Below are 20842 nucleotides of genomic sequence, written 5' to 3'. Positions count from 1 at the left end.
CTTATTCTTTCAGCCATCTTGCCATATCTTTGGCGTGATACGTTACGATAAGATCGGCTCCGGCCCGTTTCATGGATAAGAGCTTCTCCGTTACGATAGCTTTCTCATCAACCCATCCCTGGCTTGCAGCTGCTTTGATCATGGAATATTCTCCGCTCACATTATATGCAACAAGTGGAACATCCGTCTCTTCTCTCGTATCTCTCAGTATATCCATATAGCTGAGGGCAGGTTTTATAATGAGAAAATCGGCTCCTTCTTCAAGATCCGACTTGACTTCCCGTTTTGCTTCCAGCCGGTTCGCAGGGTCCATCTGATACGTATCCCTGTCCCCGAACTGCGGCGTGCTGTGGGCAGCATCCCGGAAAGGGCCGTAGAAAGCAGAAGAGTACTTAACTGCGTATGACATAATCGGTGTTTGAGGGAAGCCGGACTCATCCAGAGCTTTCCTGATATACGTCACGAAACCGTCCATCATGTTAGAAGGCGCGATAATGTCTGCTCCCGCTTCAGCCTGAGTCACCGCCGTTTTAGCAAGAAGTTCAAGAGAGGTATCATTCTCGATCACTCCGCCGTTCACGACTCCACAGTGTCCGTGATCGGTATACTGACAAAGACAGGTGTCTGCGACTACTGTCAGCTGTGGAGCATAGTCTTTAATGAAGCGTATCGATTTCTGGACGATGCCATCATCGTTATAGGCTTCTTTCCCGTAAGGATCCTTCACCTCCGGGACTCCGAAAATGATGACGGAAGTAAGTCCAAGCTCTATAATTTCGTCGAGCTCTTTCTTCAGGTTGTTAAAGGCGACCTGATAAACCCCGGGCATGGACCCTACATCGTTATTTTCCGTCGCCCCTTCAACAACAAATAAGGGAAATATAAAATCTTCAGGATGCAGGTGGGTCTCCCGCACCATCGACCGAAGAGAAGCCGACTGTCTCAATCTTCTATGTCTTTTAAATTCATTAGCCATCCGTTTCATCCTTTCTCGTTAAAATATTTCTCCATCTTTTCAATAAGCGCTTCCGCTGTGAAAGTCGCAGGGCTTTGTATATTTGTAAATCCGGCGTCCGCGGCCTGTCTTTCTGTAGTAGGACCGATGCAGAAACAAGGAAGATCAAGTGCCCTGTTGCAAAGCGTTCCCGAAAGCTCACAAAATGCTTCTACAGCGGAAGGACTGAAAAAAGTAAGAGCATCCCAGCTTTCGTTTCTCAGCCTGTCCTGTAACTCTGCTGCTTTCTCTTCTAATATTAACGTATCATACGCAGTCATCGAATCAAAAGAAATGTGATGCTCCTTGAGCCCTTCCCGTACCGTTTCCCTCGAAAGGTTGCCCCGTACATATAGCACCCGCTCATCACTTTCGAGCATCGGCACCCATTCTTTCACTAAAAACTCCGCAGAATAAGAGGAAGGAAGAAAGGAAACGGTTCTTCCTTCCTCTTCGAGCGCCAATTTCGTCTTTGGGCCCACCGCCGCGTATTTGAGTCCTTCCGGGGTTGATTCCAGATATTTCCTGATCAACTCGTTAAAAAACCATACACCGTTTGTACTCGTGATGAGAACCCAGTCGTAGGCATCCAGATTCTCGAGAAGGCGGACATTTTCTTCACTATCCCTTTTAGCAAAAGAAAGCAGAGGGACAGCAGTCACACCGGCCCCTCTGCTTTCAAGACGTTCCTTTAACGTATCGGCCTGATGCCTGGCCCTTGTAATCAGGACTTCTTTTCCCGAAAGAGAAGACATTACTGCTCAAACTCCTCTTTCGCGTCTTCGATAATTTTTGCAGCACCGCGGTCTCTCAGAAGATCTGCAGCCTCTTTACCTACAGCTACAGGATCGGTACCGGTTACGATTTCGTGAAGGATCGTCTCTCCATCAGGTGTCCCCACCAGCGCAGAGAGTGTATACTTATCCCCTTCGCGATATGCATACCCTCCGATCGGTACCTGACAGCCGCCGTCCAGATCATGAAGGAATTTACGTTCGGCACTGACGGTCGCTGCCGTGTATTCGTGATTTAATTTGGCCAGAAGTTCTCTCAATTCATCGTCATCATCACGACACTGGATCGCAAGCGCCCCCTGTCCGATTGCAGGTACACAAACTTCCGGGTCAAGGAATTCAGTGACGACTTCTTCTGTCCAGCCCATCCGTTTAAGACCGGCAGCAGCAAGAACAATTGCGTCAAATTCTTCTTCTCTCAACTTTCTGAGACGGGTGCCGATGTTACCACGGATCCACTTCACTTCCACATCCGGTCTCACCGCCTTTATCTGAGCAGATCGACGAAGACTGCTCGTACCAACTATCGCTCCTTCCGGAAGATCTTTCAGAGTCGTATTGTCCTTCGACACGAAAGCGTCCCTGTGATCTTCACGTATTGGAACCGAGGAGAGAGAAAGACCTTCTGTCACTACCGAAGGCATATCTTTCATACTGTGTACGGCCATGTCGATTTCTTTGCTGTACATGGAATCCTCGATTTCTTTAATGAATAACCCCTTCCCGCCGACTTTCGAAAGGGTGACGTTCAATATTTCATCCCCACGGGTGGAGATTCTTTTGATTTCGAATTCATAGGAAGGATCGATCTGTTTCAACTGGTCTATTACCCACTCTGTCTGGCTTATAGCCAGGTCACTTTTTCTTGACCCGATAACAATTTTACGCACAATAGTTCCTCCTAGTAATTAAAAATGAAAGTTTGATAATGAACTGAACAGAAAGAAGTTGATGAGCAGGAGAAGAAAGGCACCTATATTATAGGTTGAAATGAGCCTTCCCTGAAATCCCCGCACAACCTTCAGAAACAGCCAGATCATATAGACGAATACAACTATGATCGAACCTACCGTTTTAAAGTCCATCCAGTAGAATACGTCCTCGGAAATGTAACCCCAGACGACCCCGAGCACAATCGCTATCAGCAGGACGGGTACCGCAAGAACGATGAACAAGTAAGATAATCGTTCCAGTTTAGCCAAATCCCCGAGCCTTGCGAGACGGTTCCGCCACTTTTTACTTTTCAGCCAGCGATATTGTAACAGGTAAAGCACTGAAAATATGAAAGAGAGGGTGAAAAACCCGTAAGAGATAATCGCCAGCGTCACATGTACTACCAGCATTTCGTTTACAAGTTCCACCCCGCCTTCCCCCATATCTCTCTGGGCCCGGGTCATCAGATGAATGATCATCACCGAAAAACCGATGACGTTCGTGAAGAAAATAATGAAATCCACCCGAAACAGCCGGTTCAGAACCAGAGAGAAAGTTACAAGGATCCAGGCATAAAAATAAAGACCGTCATAAACGGTCGTGACGGGAAAATCGTCTTTTATGAAGATTTGGGATAAAAGAAAAACCGTTTGCAGCGTCCAGACTACCCCGAGTAACCAGAAAGCGATCTTGTTCGCTCTCCGGTCCCCCTGGATGAAATCTATAAAATAGCCGGTAAGGCTGAGACCATAAAATAAAATGATGATTTCGTAAATCCACTTAAGGTCAAGTACCATAGGTTGTCCACCTTTTAAGCCTGAGTCATGTTCTGTAACGCAGGGAACGTCAATATCCCTTTATCATCGACCTTAACAGCGTGGTTATTTTTTTGTTCCTGAATTTTCACCTGTTCCTGCACTTCTTCTTCAATGCCGAAGATTTGAGTGAGCAGCTGCAGCGATTCTTCTGCACCAGGTTCATTGGCGAGTTCTTTTGCCTGGGTAATCGGTTCTTTCAGCATCTGGTTCACAATGCTTTTCGTGTGTTTGTTCAGTACTTTCCTTTCGCGGGCGCTCAGTTCAGGCAGCTTCCTCTCGATACTTTCCATCGTTTCCGCCTGAATGCCGAGAGCTTTCTGACGCAGCGCAGAAATGACCGGAACCACTCCAAGCGTCCGCAGCCATTCATTGAATTCAACGATTTCGGCTTCAATCATAAGCTCGATCTCTTCTGCCGCTTTCTTCCGCTCCGAAAGGTTTTCGTCCACGATTCCCTGCAAGTCGTCAATGTCATAAAGAAACATGCCTTCAAGACCGGCGATACCTGGATCAAGATCTCTCGGTACAGCGATATCGACGAAGAACAAAGGATTCCCTTTTCTCTTTCTGTGAGCCCGTGCAACCATATCTTTCGTAATGACGTATTCATCAGACCCCGTAGAGCTGATGACGATATCCGCCTCTTCAAGAATTCGCTCACGGTCCTCCAGAGTAGTAGCCTCTCCGGAGAACTGAGAAGCTACTGCTTCGGCTTTTTGCAATGTCCGGTTAAGTACTGTCACCTTACCGACGCCAAAACCGAAAAGGTTCTTGGCTGCCAGTTCTCCCATTTTACCGGCACCGATGATAGCGATGTGTTTATCTTTCAACTCTCCGAACACTTTTTTGGAAAGCTCCACCGCAGCGTAACTTACAGATGCGGCGTTCTCTCCGATCGCTGTTTCCTTATGGCCTTTCTTCGCTACAGTGACTGCCTGCTTGAACAGCTGATTGAAAACTGTACCGGTCGTGCCTGAGCCTTGAGAAAGTTGAAACGCCTGTTTCACCTGGCCGAGAATCTGCGTTTCTCCCAGAACCATAGAATCGAGTCCTGCCGAGACTCTCATCAGATGTTCGATTGCCCCGTCCGCTTCATATACAATCAAGTGAGGCGAAAACTCCTGCTTTTCAATATTGAACCACTTTTCCAGAAAATCTTTAATGTAGTAACGGCCAGTATGTATCTGATCCGCCACTACGTACAGTTCTGTGCGGTTGCACGTGGACAATATCACGTTTTCCATAATGCTTTTCTGAGCATTTAAAGTTTTCATCGCTTCTGCATGATCAGCTTCGGAAAACGCGAGCTTCTCCCTGATAGCAAGAGGGGCGGTTCGGTAATTAATACTTACAGCTAAAATATGCATGACATATACCCCCATCATGTGTCCGTACCTTATCACAACTCATATTTACCATTGTAACATGAATTTTTACCTCTGTTAGAATAACTTATGGACAGAATATGAAAGTCTTATGATACGATATAAGAAAGATTCTAAAAATTCTTTACCAGATTAGAATTAATTTAAATAAGAGCTATTAATAATATATCAAAAGCTTGTTCATTCCACAAGAAAATTACATCCCGGAGGTTCTTTCGTTTATGAAAAAATACTACTTTCTGATTGCAATGGTTTTAACAGCTATCGGCGTTTTCTTTCTCTTTAAACAGTTTCCTATCCCTTTTATCGGCACTCCGTTTGGAGGTGTGTCCCTGTTCGCCTTCCTGACAGTCGCTCTTTTCATTCACGCCAGACGCGTACGGGAGACGCCGCTGCTGTTTTTCCAGGCCATGGTCCTGCTTATCCTGTGGCAGCTTTTCGCCGAAACGAATATAGCTGTGTGGCCTGAGCATTGGAGTATGTACATCGTTTATATCGGTATTGCACTTATGTTGAGCAGAAAAGTGAAAATCGGGTTGCTGCCTCTTGCTGTCGGACTCGGCATTCTCCTCGTTCCAGCCATCGAGTCGCTTTTTTTCTGGGTGCCGCCTGTAGTGACATACATAAAAATGTACTTCAGTATCCTTTTCCTGCTGCTCGGGGGATATTACTTTTACAAACAGAAATAAACAGAAGCCACGGTTCCTGTTTCCCGGGATCGCGGCTTCTGTCTTTGAACTTTTAGACGTATATAGACTGAAGAAACTGTTTCGTCCTGTCGTTTTGCGGATGCTCGAATATCTCCTCCGGCGTCCCTTCCTCCACGATACGGCCGTCATGCATATAGACGACTCTGTCCGCTGCTTCTCTGGCAAAACGCATCTCGTGCGTTACGGCAACCATCGTCATCCCCTCCTTGGCAAGATCCTTCATCGTTTGCAGAACTTCCCCGATCAGTTCCGGGTCAAGAGCCGAAGTAGGTTCATCGAAAAGCATAATCAAAGGGTTCATAGCTAATGCCCTGGCTATAGCTACACGCTGCTTCTGCCCCCCGGAGAGACGGTTCGGGAAGACATCCTCCTTGTCGCTGAGTCCCACCTTATTAAGCAGCTCGCGGGCTTTATGTGCTGCCTTATCTTTTTCCATTTTCCTAACCTGAAGAGGAGCTTCCATCACGTTCTCAAGAACCGTTTTATGAGGGAACAGATTGAACTGCTGGAAGACCATCCCTATGTTCTGCCTGATTTCGTTCAGCTTGTCCTTCCGTTCGTCCACACGCTTTCCGTGAAGTGAAATTTCTCCACTGTCTTTCATCTCCAAAAAATTCAGACAGCGCAGTAATGTACTTTTACCGGAACCGCTTGCTCCGATAATTACGACAACTTCCCCTTCCTTCACGTTGAAATGAATATCTTTCAGTACTTGCAGTTCTCCAAATGACTTATTCAAAGCCTGTACATCAATAACTTTGTTCATTTTCACCTCTCCCAGCATTAACGGTTTTCACTAAAAATATCACGGAACGCCTGAAAAGGAAAGAGCTCACCTTCACCAGCCAATAAGTAAGAAAGGCCCGAACGATTCTGCGAATCGAACGGGCCTCCCTGGTTCTGTAATATCAGTGTTTTTCTCTGACCACCGGTCTTCTACATTTTCAGATGGGAGCGCAGGGACTTCCAGGCTTCATCTTTACCTTCGGAGGTTTCCGCAGAGAAAAGGATGAGCGGATCCTTTTCATCAACTTCCAGCACCTCACGTATAAGCTTCTTCTGAGCCGGGCGCTTCCCTTTCTTAACCTTATCCATTTTCGTAGCGATAATCGTTACCGGAAGGTCGTGATATTTAAAATAATCGTACATCATACAGTCTTCATCGGTCGGTTCATGCCGTAAGTCCACGACAAGAACTGCCGAAACGAGCTGTTCCCGTTCCCCGAAATATTCATCCATCATCTTTCCCCAGCGTGTTCTTTCCGCTTTGGAGACTTTCGCATACCCGTACCCGGGTACATCCACGAAGTGAAAAGATTTATTGATGATGTAGAAATTGAGCGTCTGCGTCTTCCCCGGCTTCCCTGAAGTGCGGGCCAGATTTTTACGCTGGATCATCGTATTGATGAACGATGATTTCCCTACGTTGGAACGCCCCGCAAGCGCAATCTCCGGAATCGGATCGCTCGGATACTGGGTCTTACTTACAGCACTGATAACTATTTCCGCTTCATTTACTCTCATTTTTCTCACCCGTCAATGCCTGCTCGAGCACCTCATCAAGATGCTTCACAGGAATGAATGTCAAATCGTTCCGGACACTTTCCGGGATGTCGTCTAAATCCTTTTTGTTTTCAAAGGGGATAATTATCCTTGTCAGTCCGGCCCGATGAGCACTGAGAGCTTTCTGTTTCAGCCCGCCGATAGGAAGGACGCGGCCTCTCAGTGTAATCTCCCCGGTCATCCCCACCTCTTTCGACACAGCACGACCTGTAAGTGCGGAGACGAGAGCAGTAGCCATCGTGATACCTGCTGAAGGACCATCTTTAGGCGTGGCTCCTTCCGGCACGTGAATGTGGATATCATTTTTCTCTACGAAGTCGGAAGAGATATTCAGCTCATCCGCCCTGGTGCGAATATAGCTGAAAGCGGCCTGGGCCGACTCTTTCATCACGTCACCTAATTTCCCGGTAAGTGTGAGATTGCCTTTACCCGGGGAGACGGAAACTTCAATGGACAACGTATCACCGCCGGCTGCTGTATAGGCAAGGCCGGTGGCTGCCCCTACCTGATCTTCAAGTTCTGCCTGACCATACCGGAATTTAGGGCGGCCGATGAGTTCTTCTATCATTTTCTCCGTAACAATTACCCGCTTCTTCTCTCCGGAAACGATTATTTTAGCAGCTTTCCGGCAGACGTTGGCGATTTCACGTTCAAGTCCGCGCACACCCGCTTCCCGTGTATAACGTCTGATAAGTTTCATAAGAGCGTCATCCCGGAACTGAAGCTGATTCCTCGTCAGCCCGTTCTCTGTAATCTGTTTACCTAAAAGATGTTCTTTTGCAATGTGAAGTTTTTCGACCTCGGTATATCCAGCAATCTGAATCACTTCCATCCTGTCCATGAGCGGACCGGGGATTGTGGACATTGTATTGGCTGTAGCTACGAACAGAACGTTCGAAAGATCATAATCTTCTTCAATATAGTGGTCACTGAACGTTGCGTTCTGTTCAGGATCGAGAACTTCAAGCATCGCAGAAGACGGGTCGCCCCGGAAATCACTGGCCATTTTATCTATCTCATCCAGCAGGAAGACCGGGTTGACAGTCTCTGCACGTTTCATACCCTGAATAATTCTCCCCGGCATAGCTCCAATATAAGTACGCCGGTGTCCACGAACCTCAGCCTCATCTCTTATACCGCCGACAGATATCCTTACGAATTTACGGTTGATCGCCCGCGCTATGGACTTTGCGAGAGACGTTTTCCCGACGCCCGGGGGACCGACGAGACAAAGAATCGGTCCTTTAATGGATTGGGTCAGCTGTTGCACGGCCAAATACTCCAATATACGTTCTTTTACTTTATCAAGACCGTAATGGTCCTCCTCGAGAATCTCTTCCGCGTGCGGCACATCCAGATTATCTTCCGTTTCGGTCGTCCAGGGCAGTACGACGAGCCACTCAATATAATTACGTATGACGGAGCTCTCGGCTGAACTTTGAGGAACTTTTTCGTACCTCCCCAGCTCTTTAAGAGCTACCAGTTCAATCCGCTCAGGCATATTTGCATTTTCAATTTTTTCTTTCAGCTCCGCAACTTCCCCGGACTTTCCATCTTTATCGCCCAGTTCGTTCTGGATAGCTTTCATCTGTTCCCGAAGGTAATACTCTTTTTGGGTATTTTCCATCGATTTTTTTACACGCTGTCCGATTTTCTGTTCTATCTGCAGAACTTCACGTTCGTTTCCTATAATGTCAATGACACGTTTCAGTCTCTCTTTTACTTCTGAAGTTTCAAGAACTCCCTGCTTTTCCTTGATTTTAATCGGAAGGTGAGACGCTACCATATCGGCAAGATGGGAAGGGTCATCGATATCGGCCAAAGTGTCGTAAGTTTCTTTCGTTACTTTTTTCGATATTTTTACGTACTGTTCGAATTGTTCCATGAGCGTACGTGTCAAAGCTTCTTCTTCATTCCGATCCCCCTGCACTTCCTGTAACGCAGTGACGGTCGTTTCGAAATGTTCTTCTTTTTCCTTTATTTCTTTTACTTTTGCCCGCTCCACGCCTTCGACGAGGACGCGGTGCGTACCATTCGGCAGTTTCACCATCTGTTTCACGAAAGCTACTGTACCTACCTCGTAAAGGTCGTCACTTTCAGGCTCATCCACGCTTGTTTCTTTTTGTGCAATCAACATAACGTGACTGTCATCGATCATAGCTTCTTCTAAAGCTTTCACTGATTTCTCACGACCGACATCCAGGTGAAGCACCATTGAAGGATAGACGAGCAATCCTCTCAGCGGAAGTAGAGGGTATGTTTTACTTTCAGTCATTCGTTACACCTCCTGATATTATTTTCATTCCATATTTGTCCGGAAGAATTATGTAAAGAAAGAATACAAATCAAAAAAACAGAAAAGAGAAGCCGCGCTTAAACTAGCGCGGCTAAGCTTTATTCCGCCTGAAGTGCTCAGGCGCTTTTTGGACTTTTCGGTTCTTCCACCGTACCATCGGTCAATATAAGACGAGGACGGCCACCTTCCATTTTCACCGTTTCTTTCGTGATGACACATTTCTCGATATCATCCCTTGAAGGCAGGTCGAACATTACATCGAGCATGATCCCTTCAATGATAGACCGCAGTCCACGCGCACCTGTTTTCCGTTCGATAGCTAATCTGGAAATTTCGCGAAGAGCATCTTCTTCAAATTCAAGTTCGACATCATCGATCTGAAGGAGTTTCTGATACTGTTTCACGAGAGCGTTTTTCGGCTGAGTGAGGATTTCTACAAGCGCATCTTCATCGAGCTGCTCAAGGCTTCCAATCACCGGAAGACGACCTATGAATTCCGGAATAAGTCCGTAACTCAGCAGGTCTTCAGGAAGTACTTTCGTAAGCAGTTCCTGTTTCTCGGAATCCGGCTGCGCCTGTTCGGACCCAAAACCGATCACTTTTCGTCCGAGACGACGTTTAATGATCTGATCGATACCATCGAATGCACCGCCAACGATAAACAGGATATTCGTAGTATCAATCTGGATAAATTCCTGATGAGGATGCTTACGTCCCCCTTGCGGAGGCACGCTCGCCTGAGTTCCTTCGAGAATTTTCAGAAGGGCCTGTTGCACACCTTCTCCGGAAACATCGCGTGTGATGGACGGGTTCTCGGACTTACGGGCGACTTTATCGATCTCATCAATATAGATAATACCTTTTTCGGCTTTCTCTACATCATAATCTGCTGCCTGAATCAGTTTAAGGATAATATTCTCTACGTCCTCGCCAACGTACCCGGCTTCCGTAAGGGAAGTTGCATCGGCAATGGCAAACGGTACATTGAGAATACGGGCCAGTGTCTGAGCCAACAACGTCTTCCCGCTACCAGTAGGCCCAAGCATAAGAATGTTACTCTTCGCAAGCTCCACTTCATCATTCTTCGCAGTTGTCGTATTCACACGTTTGTAGTGGTTATAAACCGCAACGGATAAGTTCTTCTTCGCCTGCTCCTGACCAATGACGTAATCGCCCAGGATATTGTGGATCTCTTCAGGTTTCGGAACTTCTTTGAATTCCGTTTCTTCTTCATTACCCAGTTCTTCTTCGACTATCTCTGTACACAGTTCAATACACTCATCACAAATATATACACCCGGACCTGCTACAAGCTTTCGTACCTGATCCTGGCTTTTACCGCAAAACGAGCACTTGAGCTGCCCTTTTTCTTCATTAAATTTAAACATTACTTTCACCCTTTCCAAAATGATGCCAAGGCTAACCCGCACTATCTTTCGCTTATCATACCAAATAAATCGATATTTAAAAAGTAAAAGGCTGCCCTTCCTGCTGACAACATCACATAATATTATGCAGAGACTGTACATGCAGGTCAAACGCTGAGTAATTCTTATTATGTATAGATACGATTGACTGTCTTAATGATATGACTTATTAATGACAAATTGCAAATAATATGAGAAAACAAGGCGGGGATCTTCCTCGCCTTGTTTCCGTTATCATTCATTATACTGTTTTGCTGTTCTGCTCAAGTACTTCAATCGCTTTTTGGATTTTCAGATCATCTTTGACCATGTCTGTGTTTCCTCCAAGCATCTGCTTCAGATTCTCAACGTCCGTCTGATACATAGCGGACATATTTTCAAGTTCCTTATTTACGTCTTCTTCGGTTACTTCGACGTTTTCAGTCTGAGCAATCGCCTCAAGCGTCATGTTCGTCTTCACGCGCTTTTCAGCATCTTCTTTCATCTGCTCACGAAGCTGGTTGTCGTCCTGACCGGTGAACTGGAAGTACATTTCCTTCGTCATTCCCTGCATTTGCAGACGCTGTTCGAATTCGCTTACCATACGATCCAGCTCGGAGTCGACCATGGCCTGTGGAATTTCCACGGAAGCATTGTCGCTCGCCTGGTTGACGAGTGATTCGCGTTTCTGGTTCTCAGCATCCTGCTGTTTCTGCTGTTCCAGGTTTTCGCGGGTCTTTTTCTTCAGTTCATCCATAGACTCAACGTCTTCGTCTACATCTTTAGCGAATTCATCATCAAGTTCAGGAAGTTCCTTGGCTTTCACTTCGTGAATTTTAACTTTGAATGTCGCTTCTTTTCCGGCCAGCTCTTCAGCGTGGTAATCTTCCGGGAACGTGATGTTCACATCAGGCTCTTCTCCAGCTTTTTTACCGACGAGCTGTTCTTCAAAACCTGGAATGAACGTACCGGAGCCTATTTCAAGAGAATAGTTTTCGGCCTGGCCGCCTTCAAAAGCTTCCCCGTCAACGAAACCTTCGAAGTCCATAGCAACTGTGTCGCCTTCTTCGATTTCGCCTTCTTCTTTAACTACGAGCTCAGCCTGGTTTTCCTGTTGACGCTTAAGTTCTTCCTCTACGTCTTCATCGGTTACTTCAGTATCTGCCTCTTCTACTTCAAGACCTTTGTATTCGCCGAGTTCTACTTCAGGCTTAACTGTAACATCCGCTTTGAAAATAAGCGGTTCGCCTTTCTCAATCTGTTCCACATCCACTTCAGGCTGGTCTACCGGCTCAATGCCCGTTTCCTGTACAGCATCTGAATAAGCCTGTGGAAGAATGATATCAAGTGCATCCTGATAAAGAGATTCAACACCGAAACGGCCTTCGAAGATTTTACGCGGTACTTTTCCTTTACGGAATCCAGGTACCTGCACTTCTTTCACTACTTTGTTAAACGCCTGATCGAGCGCTTTATCGAATTCTTCAGGTGATACCTCTACTGTAAGGGTCCCCTGATTTCCTTCTTTCTTTTCCCAATTTGCTGACATAAAAAGTCCCTCCAACGTCATATTTTCATTTTTACATGGATCTGTTACAGACATGTGCACGAATCTAATTTACAACCACTATATTATAACATAATGCTGTTCTCTTTCAACAATAGAGGGGTTATTATGCTTATTCTCCTGTAATCGCCCTGTATTGTTGATTTGCGACTTCAATATCCTTCTTATAGGATTCAGTTTCCGGTCCCATTCTAATAGGTGTTTCTTCTAATTGCAAATACTCATTCCCGAGCATTTTCAATGCTTCTATTATGTAAGTCACTTCATTTTCCGTAGGAAGGAAAGGGTACCGGATATAAATGTAACGATGAAGCATCGTTACGATGATATCGTACATTATCGGATGTTCCTGCTCAATATGAGTAAGACGTAACTCTAAATGCTTTACTATGTAGTGTGTGGAAGGGGAACCTATTTCGACAGGGACGATGGATATGGTTTTACCAAATTTATGTATAGATGTGCTCTCTTCCACCCCGTGCGACTGGAACCATAGTATAATGGCTGTTTTTATTACCGGATGTGTTTCTTCATCCGTCAAATATCCACGGAATGTCTCCATCGAGGGTGCCGGATCGAAGCTTTTCAATTTCATAAGAATACTATACTGTTTTTCTATTTGCTGCCCGTTTATAGCTTCCTGCCATTCCTCCATCAAATACTCTTGTTCTTCTTTTTGATGGGAATCTTCGATATCTTTACTTACGTTATACATCTGCCACAGCTGTGTCCTTACTTCACCAGGGAGGTCCTCCTGTTCAAGCACTTCTTCCACCAGCGTCATCAATTCCCCGTATTTTCCCTCGTGGAATAGAATTGTTATATAAATATGTAGATATTGAAAATAAGCGGATTCACTGACCTTCATGCGATTCAGGCAAATTTCTTCCGCCTGCACGTATTCTCCCGTGCCTACCCATGAGATTAACAGACCGGTAATCACTTCATCGTCAGCTTCGCGGTAATGGAACAGAGGTTCCAGTGATTCGATAGCTTCTTCGTACTGCTGATGGCGGACCGCTTCCAGTCCTTTCTCACGCAGCTTCTCCCTCCATTTCGGAAAAAGAACAATTTCTCCTTTGCTGTTTTCCATAACGCACCCTTCCTAACCGTTTTAAGTATGTACTTTATTCATTATATCAAACATGTATTTCAAAAGAAGAAATCCGCTTGAATTCCCCTGATTACCTGTGAATATTTCCTTGAAGAGGCAAAAATAAAACTCTTCGAACTGATAACCGAAGAGTTTAATACGTAATCTCCTCAAACCGCCTTTCCACTTCATTTCTATAATTAAGGCAAAATCCCGGTCAAGCTTTTTCTCGAGTACGATACCATTCAATTACCCGCCCGAGCCATCTTCCTCATTAATTACTTTACGAAAGTCAGAGTGATAAACGATATGTTCTCTTTTGAATTTTGTCGGAGAATCCAGCCCGGCTACAGCCGCTAAATCGAATAAACCCTGGCGCAAGGCAATCAGATAGTTGGTAACTCGGTAATTTTTTTCTTCGATAACGAGGGCCTGCTGTAATTCAGCGTCGGTCGTTGCGACTCCTACCGGACAGGTGTTTTTATGACAGACCTGCGACATGATACAACCGACACTCATCATGAACCCGCGTGCAATATTGATCAAATCCGCTCCGAGCGCCAGCGCCATTGCAATTTTATCAGGAGTGAGTAATTTGCCCGAGGCAATAATCTTAGTACGTCCACGTATACCGTATTTTTTCAGTATCTCATCCACCATAGGGATAGCTGAAAAAGCCGAAATAAATTGATTCTTTAGAATTATTCTATCCAACGTCCGATTGGAAAGTCAACTCAATAATCAGACAACTCTGCCACGAGCCTTTCCTGCAAATAAATAAAAAGCTGCATTCCTCACAAGATAAGGAATGCAGCTTTTGCAGGTAATGTCCCAGGCAGGATTCGAACCTGCGACCCACAGCTTAGAAGGCTGTTGCTCTATCCAACTGAGCTACTGGGACAATGGAGCGGGTGAGGAGAATCGAACTCCCATCATCAGCTTGGAAGGCTGAGGTTTTACCACTAAACTACACCCGCGTTTATGAAATTGTTATATGTATTGCGACGACATGAAAAAGTATACTTGCTTCACAGTAAAAAGTCAATGGTAGCAGGAAAAAATTAATTCCTGCTACTCAAGTCAAATTGCACTTCTAAATCTTCCAGTTTATTCCCGTCCATATGATAATACGTAACCGTTATTTCTTTCGAGCTGTCTTCCCACTCAATAATCGCATACGTCGGTTCACTACGGTCTCTCGGCAGCCGGGAACTTCCCGGATTCATAATCAGTTTGTCTCCCACCTTCTCCGCACCTATCGTATGAGAATGTCCGAAACAGGCAACATCGGCCCCTGCTTCCTCGGCTCTGTAATATATAGGCATCAGAGACTGTTTCACCTGAAGCAGATGCCCGTGAGCGACTAGAAACCGGACTCCTTTGACGTCTACAATCTGTTCATTTTCCATATCCTCTTCGAAGTCACAATTTCCTTTTGCGTAATGAAAACCTTCAAGCTCCGAAGCATCCGTCGCAAGTTCGGAATCTCCACAGTGGATAAAAGCATCCACTTCCTGTGAGTGGCGATCCTTCACTTCCTGCAGTTCTTCGGTGAGTCCGTGACTGTCGCTGATTATTAAAGCTTTCGGCATGAATTAGTCCCCTTTCTCCTTCAGCCACTCTTCAATTTTCAAAAGAGCATGGTGACGGTGACTTATGCTGTTCTTCTCTTCGGCAGTCAGCTGGGCCATCGTTTTCTTGTACCCCTCCGGTATGAAAATAGGATCGTAGCCGAAACCGTGTTCACCTCTCGGTTGAAGAGCAATAGCCCCTTCACACGTACCACGTTTCGTGAAAGATTCTTCTCCGGGTACTGCTACTGCAATGACACAGACAAAACGCGCCGTCCTGTCTTTGACCGTCGTCTCTCCAAGTTCTTTCAGCAGCTTTTCGGAGTTCTTCTTATCATTTTTATCCTCTCCGGCGTACCTCGCAGAGTAGATGCCCGGTCTGCCATCCAGAATATCGACCTGAAGACCCGAATCATCGGCGATGACCGGTACATTCCATCGCTCGGAAATCGTTTCCGCTTTTAAAAGGGCATTCTCTTCGAATGTTTTTCCGGTTTCTTCCACGTCTATCTGTTCTTCGAAGTCCTTCAGCGATTTCACCGAAATTTCATATTCGGAAAACATCTGCTCAAACTCTTTTACTTTCCCCTGGTTGGATGTAGCTATAATCACTTCTTTCACTGTCCGTCCTCCTCCCTTTCTTTGTAGTTTTCGATAGCACTCGCCCACGTGCCGATGGCTTCTTTCTGACGAAGCATCAGTTCCGATACGGCTTCTGAAGCCAACTCAAGCATCGTAGTCAGCTGTTTCATGGAAAACGTAGCTTCCTCGCCCGTCCCCTGAATTTCAACAAACTCTCCATCACCTGTCATAACAACGTTCATATCAACTTCAGCATTGCTGTCTTCCTCATAACAGAGATCTACGATTTCTTCGCCGTCCAGTACGCCTACAGATATCGCCGCCAAATAGTCCTGTACAGGCAATTCCTTGATTTTCCCTTTTTCCAGAAGCGTTCCCAACGCATGTACAACAGCAATGTATGCACCGGTAATGGACGCGGTTCTCGTGCCGCCATCCGCCTGAATGACATCACAGTCCACCCATATCGTTCTTTCCCCGATCGCTCCCAAATCAATCACAGAACGCAGGGATCTTCCTATCAGTCTTTGGATTTCCATCGTCCGGCCGGATACCTTCCCTTTCGAAGATTCACGTATGTTACGGGTTTGTGTAGCGCGGGGAAGCATCGCGTACTCGGCGGTAATCCATCCCTTACCCTGACCTCTCAGGAACGGAGGTACTCTGTCTTCGATGCTTGCATTACAGATCACTTTCGTATCACCGAATTCAATAAGTACGGAACCTTCCGGATGTTTGATATAGTCCGTTTCTATTTTAATAGCTCGTAAGTCTTTGACTTTCCTTTCATCTGCACGCATAAAAATTCCTCCTCGGGTTACCGTTATTTCCTGCCAATCATAACACAAAAGGGACAGCTTCTCATTCATACAAAGAGCCACTTTGAAAGTGGCTCACCAATTCTTATGTTCAATAAACGGAAACCGGGTCAAGTTCAATCACTTCAAATGTATCAAGTGGTCCTTCAAACCATTCCGTTGCGATCATTTTGAACTTTTCGAAATCCCCTGTCGTGTAAAACCGGTACGATGGTTCCTGTTCACTCTGCACCAAAAGATCATTATAAGAGAGAATGAGGCTGGCTTCACGAGCCGTCTCTTCTCCGGAGCTGATTACTTTTACGGCTCCTCCTATTTCCTGCTGGATCACCCCTTTAATCAAAGGATAATGGGTGCAGCCGAGTATGAGAGTGTCGATACCGTTTTTGTTTTTCAAAGGCTGAAGTTCCGTCCGGACGATAGCATGGGCTTCATATCCTGCCAGCACGCCGCGTTCGACCAGGGGCACCAGGGCGGGACAGGCCTGACTGTTCACCCGGATGGAAGCATCGATCGCTTTCAGGGCCTGCGGGTAGGATTCACTGCTGATCGTTCCTTCCGTTCCGATGACTCCGATTCTTTTATTCTCACTCGTCGAAATAGCTGCTCTGGCACCCGGCTCAATTACACCAAGCACCGGAATGGAGAGCTTTTCCCGAAGCTCCTCCAGCGTAAAAGCAGTAGCCGTATTACAGGCGACTACGAGCATTTTGATTTCATATCTTTTCAGATGTTCCACCATTTCCCATGTGAACGTACGGACTTCCTCTGCCGGTCGCGGGCCATATGGACAGCGTTTCGTATCACCTATGTAATAGATGGACTCCTTAGGCAACTGTCTCATAAGCTCTTTTACTACCGTCATTCCACCGACTCCCGAGTCGATAACTCCAATTGGTCGATCCATGCTGATCCCTCTTCTTTTCACTTTAATTTGTCAATTTACTCATTTTTTCATATACACGCTTCATAAGGGTGCGAAACTCCTTCAGTTCTTCTTCATCCACTTCATGAAACAAATCTTTGAGATAGGCTCTTCGTTTATCAATCACTTCCCGTATGACTTTCTCACCTTCCGACAATATGTACACACGTACCACTCTTCGGTCGGTTTCATCTTTTTTTCGTTCTACGACCCCGAGCTTTTCCAGACGATCGATCATATCAGTTGTAGTACTGTGGGCCAGATGCATTTTACTGGATATAGTTCCGATAGTAATCCCCATCTCATCCGAAACCCACTGAAGCGCCACGAACTGAGGAGGAGTTATTTCGTGATTTTCCAGAATTTCTCTACCCTTATCTTTTACGCCTCCCGCTACGTAACGCAAATAAAATTCCATATCTTCTATCATTTGATCGGACACGTGGGTTCCTCCTGACAAAATCAAAAGTCTATGTTATCTATTCTCTAAGGTTCCTGTGAAAATATCAAGACAAAAGGTATCATCCCCCCTGCCCAAATAGTAAAAACACCGGCAGTCTCCACGGGAAATGCGAACGGATTATTTTGCTTTGGAGATCAGCCCGAGTTCCTGAGCTTTATAAAGCGCCTCCGTACGGGAACGCACGTCCAGCTTGTTGAAAATTCCCGTAAGTGTATATTCCACACTCCTCTGAGACATGTGAAGGTTTTGCGCAATAGTTTTATTCGTGAACCCGTTGGATACTTCTTTTAAAATCGACTGTTCCTTCTCATTAAGGAAAAGGGCTTCTTCTTCTTTCGTTCTGTTTATGCGTACCGGCGACACGCTCGCCTCCGTACGGCGCAGCTGTCTGAACAGATGAAGAGGAATCACTACCTCATCCCTCATAGCGCATCTTATAGCCGTCAGCAGTTGTTCCTGCGAAGCCGTTTTACTGACGAACCCTTCCACTTCCGCTTCTACGAGCATATTAAAATGTGTACTCAGGTCGAACCCTGTATAGATGATGGCAGTTACATCGGGCCGTTTCTGTTTTACACGTTTCGATAATTCAATACCGTTCATCCCCGGCATATATAAATCAAGCAGCAGAACGTCGTAATCATTGTTTAAAACGAGATTCTCGACTTCCCCGGGGTTTTCCACTACGTCCACATTCATTTCACTGTTCTGTTCGATCATGGCTTTCGTTCCCATCCCTACTGCAGGATGATCATCGACGATCAAAACGTTCGTCATTCTTTACACTCCTTCTCTTTCAGCGGAAAACCAACTTCCATTTTGAAACCTTCGTATTCAGCTGTATTGATGTGAAGAGATCCTCTGAGTCCATTCACCCGATGTTCTATACCGGATAGTCCTATGTGAGTGAAGGCATTCCATTCGTATTTATTTTCCATCCCCACCCCATCATCTTCATAACGCAACGTAACCTCTTCTTCATTTCCGGCTAAATAAAGATGTACATGCTTCGCTTCACTGTGCTTCACAGCATTCGCCAGCAGCTCCTGTACGATACGATATGTAGTAAGGATCATCTCCTGATCGAGTTCGGAATGAAAATCTTCTGCACAAAAATAAACGGTGAAATTCGAACGCAGCTGATATTGCTGAATGAGACTGTCCAGAGACTGTATGAGCCCGATTTCTTTCAAAAAGGTCGGCCGTAGTTCACTGCACGTCTCCCTGGTCAGATGTATACTGTCGAGCAATTGTTCTTTATATACGGAAAGCTCGGTGCGCAAAGTAAGCGGCAGTTCCTCCCTGTTTGTATGTAGTTCATCCATACGACGATACAGGTATAGCAATTCCTGCAACACGGTATCATGAATATCGATGGACAGCTGTTCCCGCTGATCCTCGGCTATTTGAAAAAGGAGCCTCGACAGCCAGGCCGGGTACTGGTCGGTATTCTTACTCTTCACTTTCTGCAGCTGCTTCATCAATTCTTCGATGTGACTCATGTTTTCAATGGCTATATTCGCGTTCATGGAAATGATTTGAAGATATTTCCTTTCTTCCCGGTTAAGAGAAGTGAAATCCTGTTTCCCCGTACTATAGATGACGGTTACTTTGTTAAGGGACTCAGCTATTACGAAACCGAATCCTCTCCTCGTCTCCACTATTTCTCCTACTGTAAGTTTTCTATTATGCATGCTGTTTTTCAGATGCCGGAGCAGGTTTTCAGGAATCGGCTCATTCACACAGAACATGCCGTCTTTCGTGTGATAGGAGTATGCGTTGGTATAAGTTAATTTCAGCGTTTTCGTAATCTCATGGCACACTTCATTCATCAAGTCACCTACGCTGTATTGATCTTTGAAATTCTTCATCAGCTTATGCAGACTTTCCTGAAAATTACCTCTGTCGGAAAACAGTCCGCTCTGCATCCGGAAGTCCATAACCTCTGCAAACGTCATAATAAGTGTAAGCACCACTACTCCTGCGAACAAAAGCTGCAGAAAGGGTTCAAGGGAAAACGTCCAGTCTACAATCAGATTTGCCATAATAGCTATAAGAAAACTCGGCAGCAGAGAAAGAAAAGCGTGATGCCTCAACCTGCGGATAATAAAGTTAATATCGATCAACTTCTGTTTCGATAATAAGTAAAGAAACGTTATCGGGAGCGCTATAAGGAAAAACACAGCTATTTCGATTCCGATTATCGGTACACCTGTAAATAATTTAGGAACGAGATAAAAAATCAGGTAGGGTGCGAACGAAAGAGACACCCCGAAACTTATGTACTCGAAGAAAGACCGGTAGGATGAAGTCCGAAGTCGGAAAGCTCCTCTGCAGACTACGATAAAGATGAATATATAAAAAGTCAGAAGTACGAAATACTGGATCTGGTCTATCCAGAAAGGAGACTCTCTGCTCAAAAACCGGTAAACATCCATCATAAGCGATCCGGAAAGCACCACGTAACCTGTCTGGTAAATCCTTTTAGTGAAAAAATAAACTTTTATCTCTGCAAAGTACCTGTACAGAAAATGTATGAATATAACCGGGGCACTGATAAATGCCGAGGAGTTCACCAACGTACTGAAAGCGAGTCCCTGTACTGCTCCGCCTGCGCTGACGTAACCAAGCGCCAGTGTCAGAAGAAAAGCTATCAACAGCCGTATGGAAAAAGTATCAGCGATACGGCGATGAATGAATGCACTGATCATTACTGTAGTCACGAAATACAGTGATGGAATGATTACAAAGAAAAAGACATAGTAATAAGACGAAGGAACAGCCGAATAAAGAATGAGCTTCGCCCCTGTCCTTTCTTCAGGTAGAGTATACAATTCCCCGGAAATAGAGGAAACCATCAACGTGACACCAAGCAAAAGCACAAGACCCAATATATAATACATCCACCGTTTACACACACCGAC

19 protein-coding genes, 2 tRNA genes and 1 pseudogene are annotated in these 20842 nt (G+C 45.5%); 1 reads left to right on the top strand and 21 read right to left on the bottom strand.

Translation table 11 applies throughout. From position 1 onward, the window contains the following. Position 1: 1 nt before the first annotated feature. Genes hemB through hemA form a run of 5 tightly spaced genes read right to left on the bottom strand, consistent with a single transcriptional unit; the run spans position 2 to position 4906 of the window. Positions 2–976: a porphobilinogen synthase gene (gene hemB / locus BW931_RS02725; RefSeq protein ID WP_407690197.1), complete on the bottom strand. Its 975-nt coding sequence runs from the start codon at positions 974–976 to the stop codon at positions 2–4. 5 nt (positions 977–981) lie between these two features. Next, a complete protein-coding gene (locus tag BW931_RS02720) occupies positions 982–1749 on the bottom strand; it encodes a uroporphyrinogen-III synthase (protein ID WP_076569781.1) in 768 nt (255 codons plus the stop codon). Beyond that, entirely contained in the window at positions 1749–2678 is a 930-nt protein-coding gene (gene hemC / locus BW931_RS02715; RefSeq protein WP_076569779.1) for a hydroxymethylbilane synthase, read from the bottom strand. The genes BW931_RS02720 and hemC overlap by 1 nt, the downstream gene beginning before the upstream one ends. 18 nt (positions 2679–2696) lie before the next feature. Further along, on the bottom strand, positions 2697–3518 hold the full coding sequence (locus BW931_RS02710; RefSeq protein ID WP_076569777.1) for a cytochrome C assembly family protein: 822 nt from the start codon (positions 3516–3518) through the stop codon (positions 2697–2699). A 14-nt stretch (positions 3519–3532) separates the two neighbouring features. Beyond that, complete coding sequence (gene hemA / locus BW931_RS02705; protein ID WP_076569775.1) at positions 3533–4906, bottom strand: glutamyl-tRNA reductase; 1374 nt, start codon at positions 4904–4906, stop codon at positions 3533–3535. 239 nt (positions 4907–5145) lie between these two features. Between hemA and BW931_RS02700 the strand changes: the two genes are divergently transcribed. Beyond that, positions 5146–5613: a hypothetical protein gene (locus BW931_RS02700; RefSeq protein WP_008588647.1), complete on the top strand. Its 468-nt coding sequence runs from the start codon at positions 5146–5148 to the stop codon at positions 5611–5613. 52 nt (positions 5614–5665) lie between these two features. On the opposite strand, the gene BW931_RS02695 is transcribed toward BW931_RS02700, so the two are convergent. The 16 genes and pseudogenes from BW931_RS02695 to BW931_RS02615 form a co-directional block, all read right to left on the bottom strand. Then, positions 5666–6400, bottom strand: a complete 735-nt coding sequence (locus BW931_RS02695; RefSeq protein ID WP_159435661.1) for an amino acid ABC transporter ATP-binding protein — start codon at positions 6398–6400, stop codon at positions 5666–5668. A gap of 170 nt (positions 6401–6570) precedes the next feature. Next, positions 6571–7158, bottom strand: coding sequence for a ribosome biogenesis GTP-binding protein YihA/YsxC (gene yihA / locus BW931_RS02690; protein WP_008588645.1), 588 nt, complete (start codon positions 7156–7158; stop codon positions 6571–6573). After that, complete coding sequence (lon, locus tag BW931_RS02685) at positions 7145–9472, bottom strand: endopeptidase La (protein WP_008588644.1); 2328 nt, start codon at positions 9470–9472, stop codon at positions 7145–7147. Before lon ends, yihA begins: the two co-directional genes overlap by 14 nt. 137 nt (positions 9473–9609) lie before the next feature. Next, positions 9610–10881: an ATP-dependent protease ATP-binding subunit ClpX gene (clpX, locus tag BW931_RS02680; RefSeq protein WP_008588643.1), complete on the bottom strand. Its 1272-nt coding sequence runs from the start codon at positions 10879–10881 to the stop codon at positions 9610–9612. 280 nt (positions 10882–11161) lie between these two features. Continuing rightward, the gene (gene tig / locus BW931_RS02675; protein WP_076569773.1) at positions 11162–12448 is read right to left on the bottom strand and encodes a trigger factor; all 1287 of its coding nucleotides are present in this window, start codon (positions 12446–12448) and stop codon (positions 11162–11164) included. A gap of 130 nt (positions 12449–12578) precedes the next feature. After that, complete coding sequence (locus BW931_RS02670; protein ID WP_076569772.1) at positions 12579–13559, bottom strand: hypothetical protein; 981 nt, start codon at positions 13557–13559, stop codon at positions 12579–12581. Between the two features lie 249 nt (positions 13560–13808). Further along, positions 13809–14234 (bottom strand): annotated as a pseudogene (locus BW931_RS02660) (glutamate synthase-related protein); the annotation flags it as partial. Positions 14235–14386: 152 nt separating this feature from the next. Beyond that, positions 14387–14460 (bottom strand) — tRNA-Arg (locus tag BW931_RS02655). Positions 14461–14462: 2 nt separating this feature from the next. Continuing rightward, positions 14463–14536 (bottom strand) — tRNA-Gly (locus BW931_RS02650). 84 nt (positions 14537–14620) lie between these two features. Next, the gene (locus tag BW931_RS02645) at positions 14621–15151 is read right to left on the bottom strand and encodes a metallophosphoesterase family protein (protein WP_076569769.1); all 531 of its coding nucleotides are present in this window, start codon (positions 15149–15151) and stop codon (positions 14621–14623) included. 3 nt (positions 15152–15154) lie between these two features. Continuing rightward, on the bottom strand, positions 15155–15751 hold the full coding sequence (locus BW931_RS02640; protein WP_076569767.1) for an XTP/dITP diphosphatase: 597 nt from the start codon (positions 15749–15751) through the stop codon (positions 15155–15157). Beyond that, a complete protein-coding gene (gene rph / locus BW931_RS02635; protein ID WP_076569766.1) occupies positions 15748–16512 on the bottom strand; it encodes a ribonuclease PH in 765 nt (254 codons plus the stop codon). Before rph ends, BW931_RS02640 begins: the two co-directional genes overlap by 4 nt. 109 nt (positions 16513–16621) lie before the next feature. Further along, entirely contained in the window at positions 16622–17437 is an 816-nt protein-coding gene (racE, locus tag BW931_RS02630) for a glutamate racemase (protein ID WP_076569764.1), read from the bottom strand. Positions 17438–17459: 22 nt separating this feature from the next. Then, complete coding sequence (locus tag BW931_RS02625; RefSeq protein ID WP_234972563.1) at positions 17460–17897, bottom strand: MarR family winged helix-turn-helix transcriptional regulator; 438 nt, start codon at positions 17895–17897, stop codon at positions 17460–17462. Positions 17898–18035: 138 nt separating this feature from the next. After that, complete coding sequence (locus BW931_RS02620; protein ID WP_076569762.1) at positions 18036–18695, bottom strand: response regulator transcription factor; 660 nt, start codon at positions 18693–18695, stop codon at positions 18036–18038. Beyond that, positions 18692–20836 carry a sensor histidine kinase gene (locus tag BW931_RS02615; protein ID WP_076569760.1) on the bottom strand — a complete coding sequence of 715 codons (2145 nt, stop codon included), beginning with the start codon at positions 20834–20836 and terminating at the stop codon, positions 18692–18694. The genes BW931_RS02620 and BW931_RS02615 overlap by 4 nt, the downstream gene beginning before the upstream one ends. Positions 20837–20842 lie beyond the last annotated feature (6 nt).

Source organism: Salimicrobium salexigens (assembly GCF_900156705.1).
Classification (GTDB): Bacteria; Bacillota; Bacilli; order Bacillales; family Halobacillaceae; genus Salimicrobium; species Salimicrobium album.
Note: the sequence above shows the minus strand (reverse complement) of the source record. Positions and strands in the feature narration are given on the sequence as shown.

Coding starts and splice junctions, on each gene's coding strand:
- lon (WP_008588644.1), bottom strand. CDS start 9,472: ATGACTGAAAGTAAAACATACCCTCTACTTCCGCTGAGAGGATTGCTC.
- BW931_RS02710 (WP_076569777.1), bottom strand. CDS start 3,518: ATGGTACTTGACCTTAAGTGGATTTACGAAATCATCATTTTATTTTAT.
- BW931_RS02670 (WP_076569772.1), bottom strand. CDS start 13,559: ATGGAAAACAGCAAAGGAGAAATTGTTCTTTTTCCGAAATGGAGGGAG.
- clpX (WP_008588643.1), bottom strand. CDS start 10,881: ATGTTTAAATTTAATGAAGAAAAAGGGCAGCTCAAGTGCTCGTTTTGC.
- racE (WP_076569764.1), bottom strand. CDS start 17,437: ATGGATCGACCAATTGGAGTTATCGACTCGGGAGTCGGTGGAATGACG.
- rph (WP_076569766.1), bottom strand. CDS start 16,512: ATGCGTGCAGATGAAAGGAAAGTCAAAGACTTACGAGCTATTAAAATA.
- yihA (WP_008588645.1), bottom strand. CDS start 7,158: ATGAGAGTAAATGAAGCGGAAATAGTTATCAGTGCTGTAAGTAAGACC.
- BW931_RS02695 (WP_159435661.1), bottom strand. CDS start 6,400: ATGAACAAAGTTATTGATGTACAGGCTTTGAATAAGTCATTTGGAGAA.
- tig (WP_076569773.1), bottom strand. CDS start 12,448: ATGTCAGCAAATTGGGAAAAGAAAGAAGGAAATCAGGGGACCCTTACA.
- BW931_RS02720 (WP_076569781.1), bottom strand. CDS start 1,749: ATGTCTTCTCTTTCGGGAAAAGAAGTCCTGATTACAAGGGCCAGGCAT.
- hemA (WP_076569775.1), bottom strand. CDS start 4,906: ATGCATATTTTAGCTGTAAGTATTAATTACCGAACCGCCCCTCTTGCT.
- BW931_RS02700 (WP_008588647.1), top strand. CDS start 5,146: ATGAAAAAATACTACTTTCTGATTGCAATGGTTTTAACAGCTATCGGC.
- BW931_RS02645 (WP_076569769.1), bottom strand. CDS start 15,151: ATGCCGAAAGCTTTAATAATCAGCGACAGTCACGGACTCACCGAAGAA.
- hemB (WP_407690197.1), bottom strand. CDS start 976: ATGGCTAATGAATTTAAAAGACATAGAAGATTGAGACAGTCGGCTTCT.
- BW931_RS02620 (WP_076569762.1), bottom strand. CDS start 18,695: ATGACGAACGTTTTGATCGTCGATGATCATCCTGCAGTAGGGATGGGA.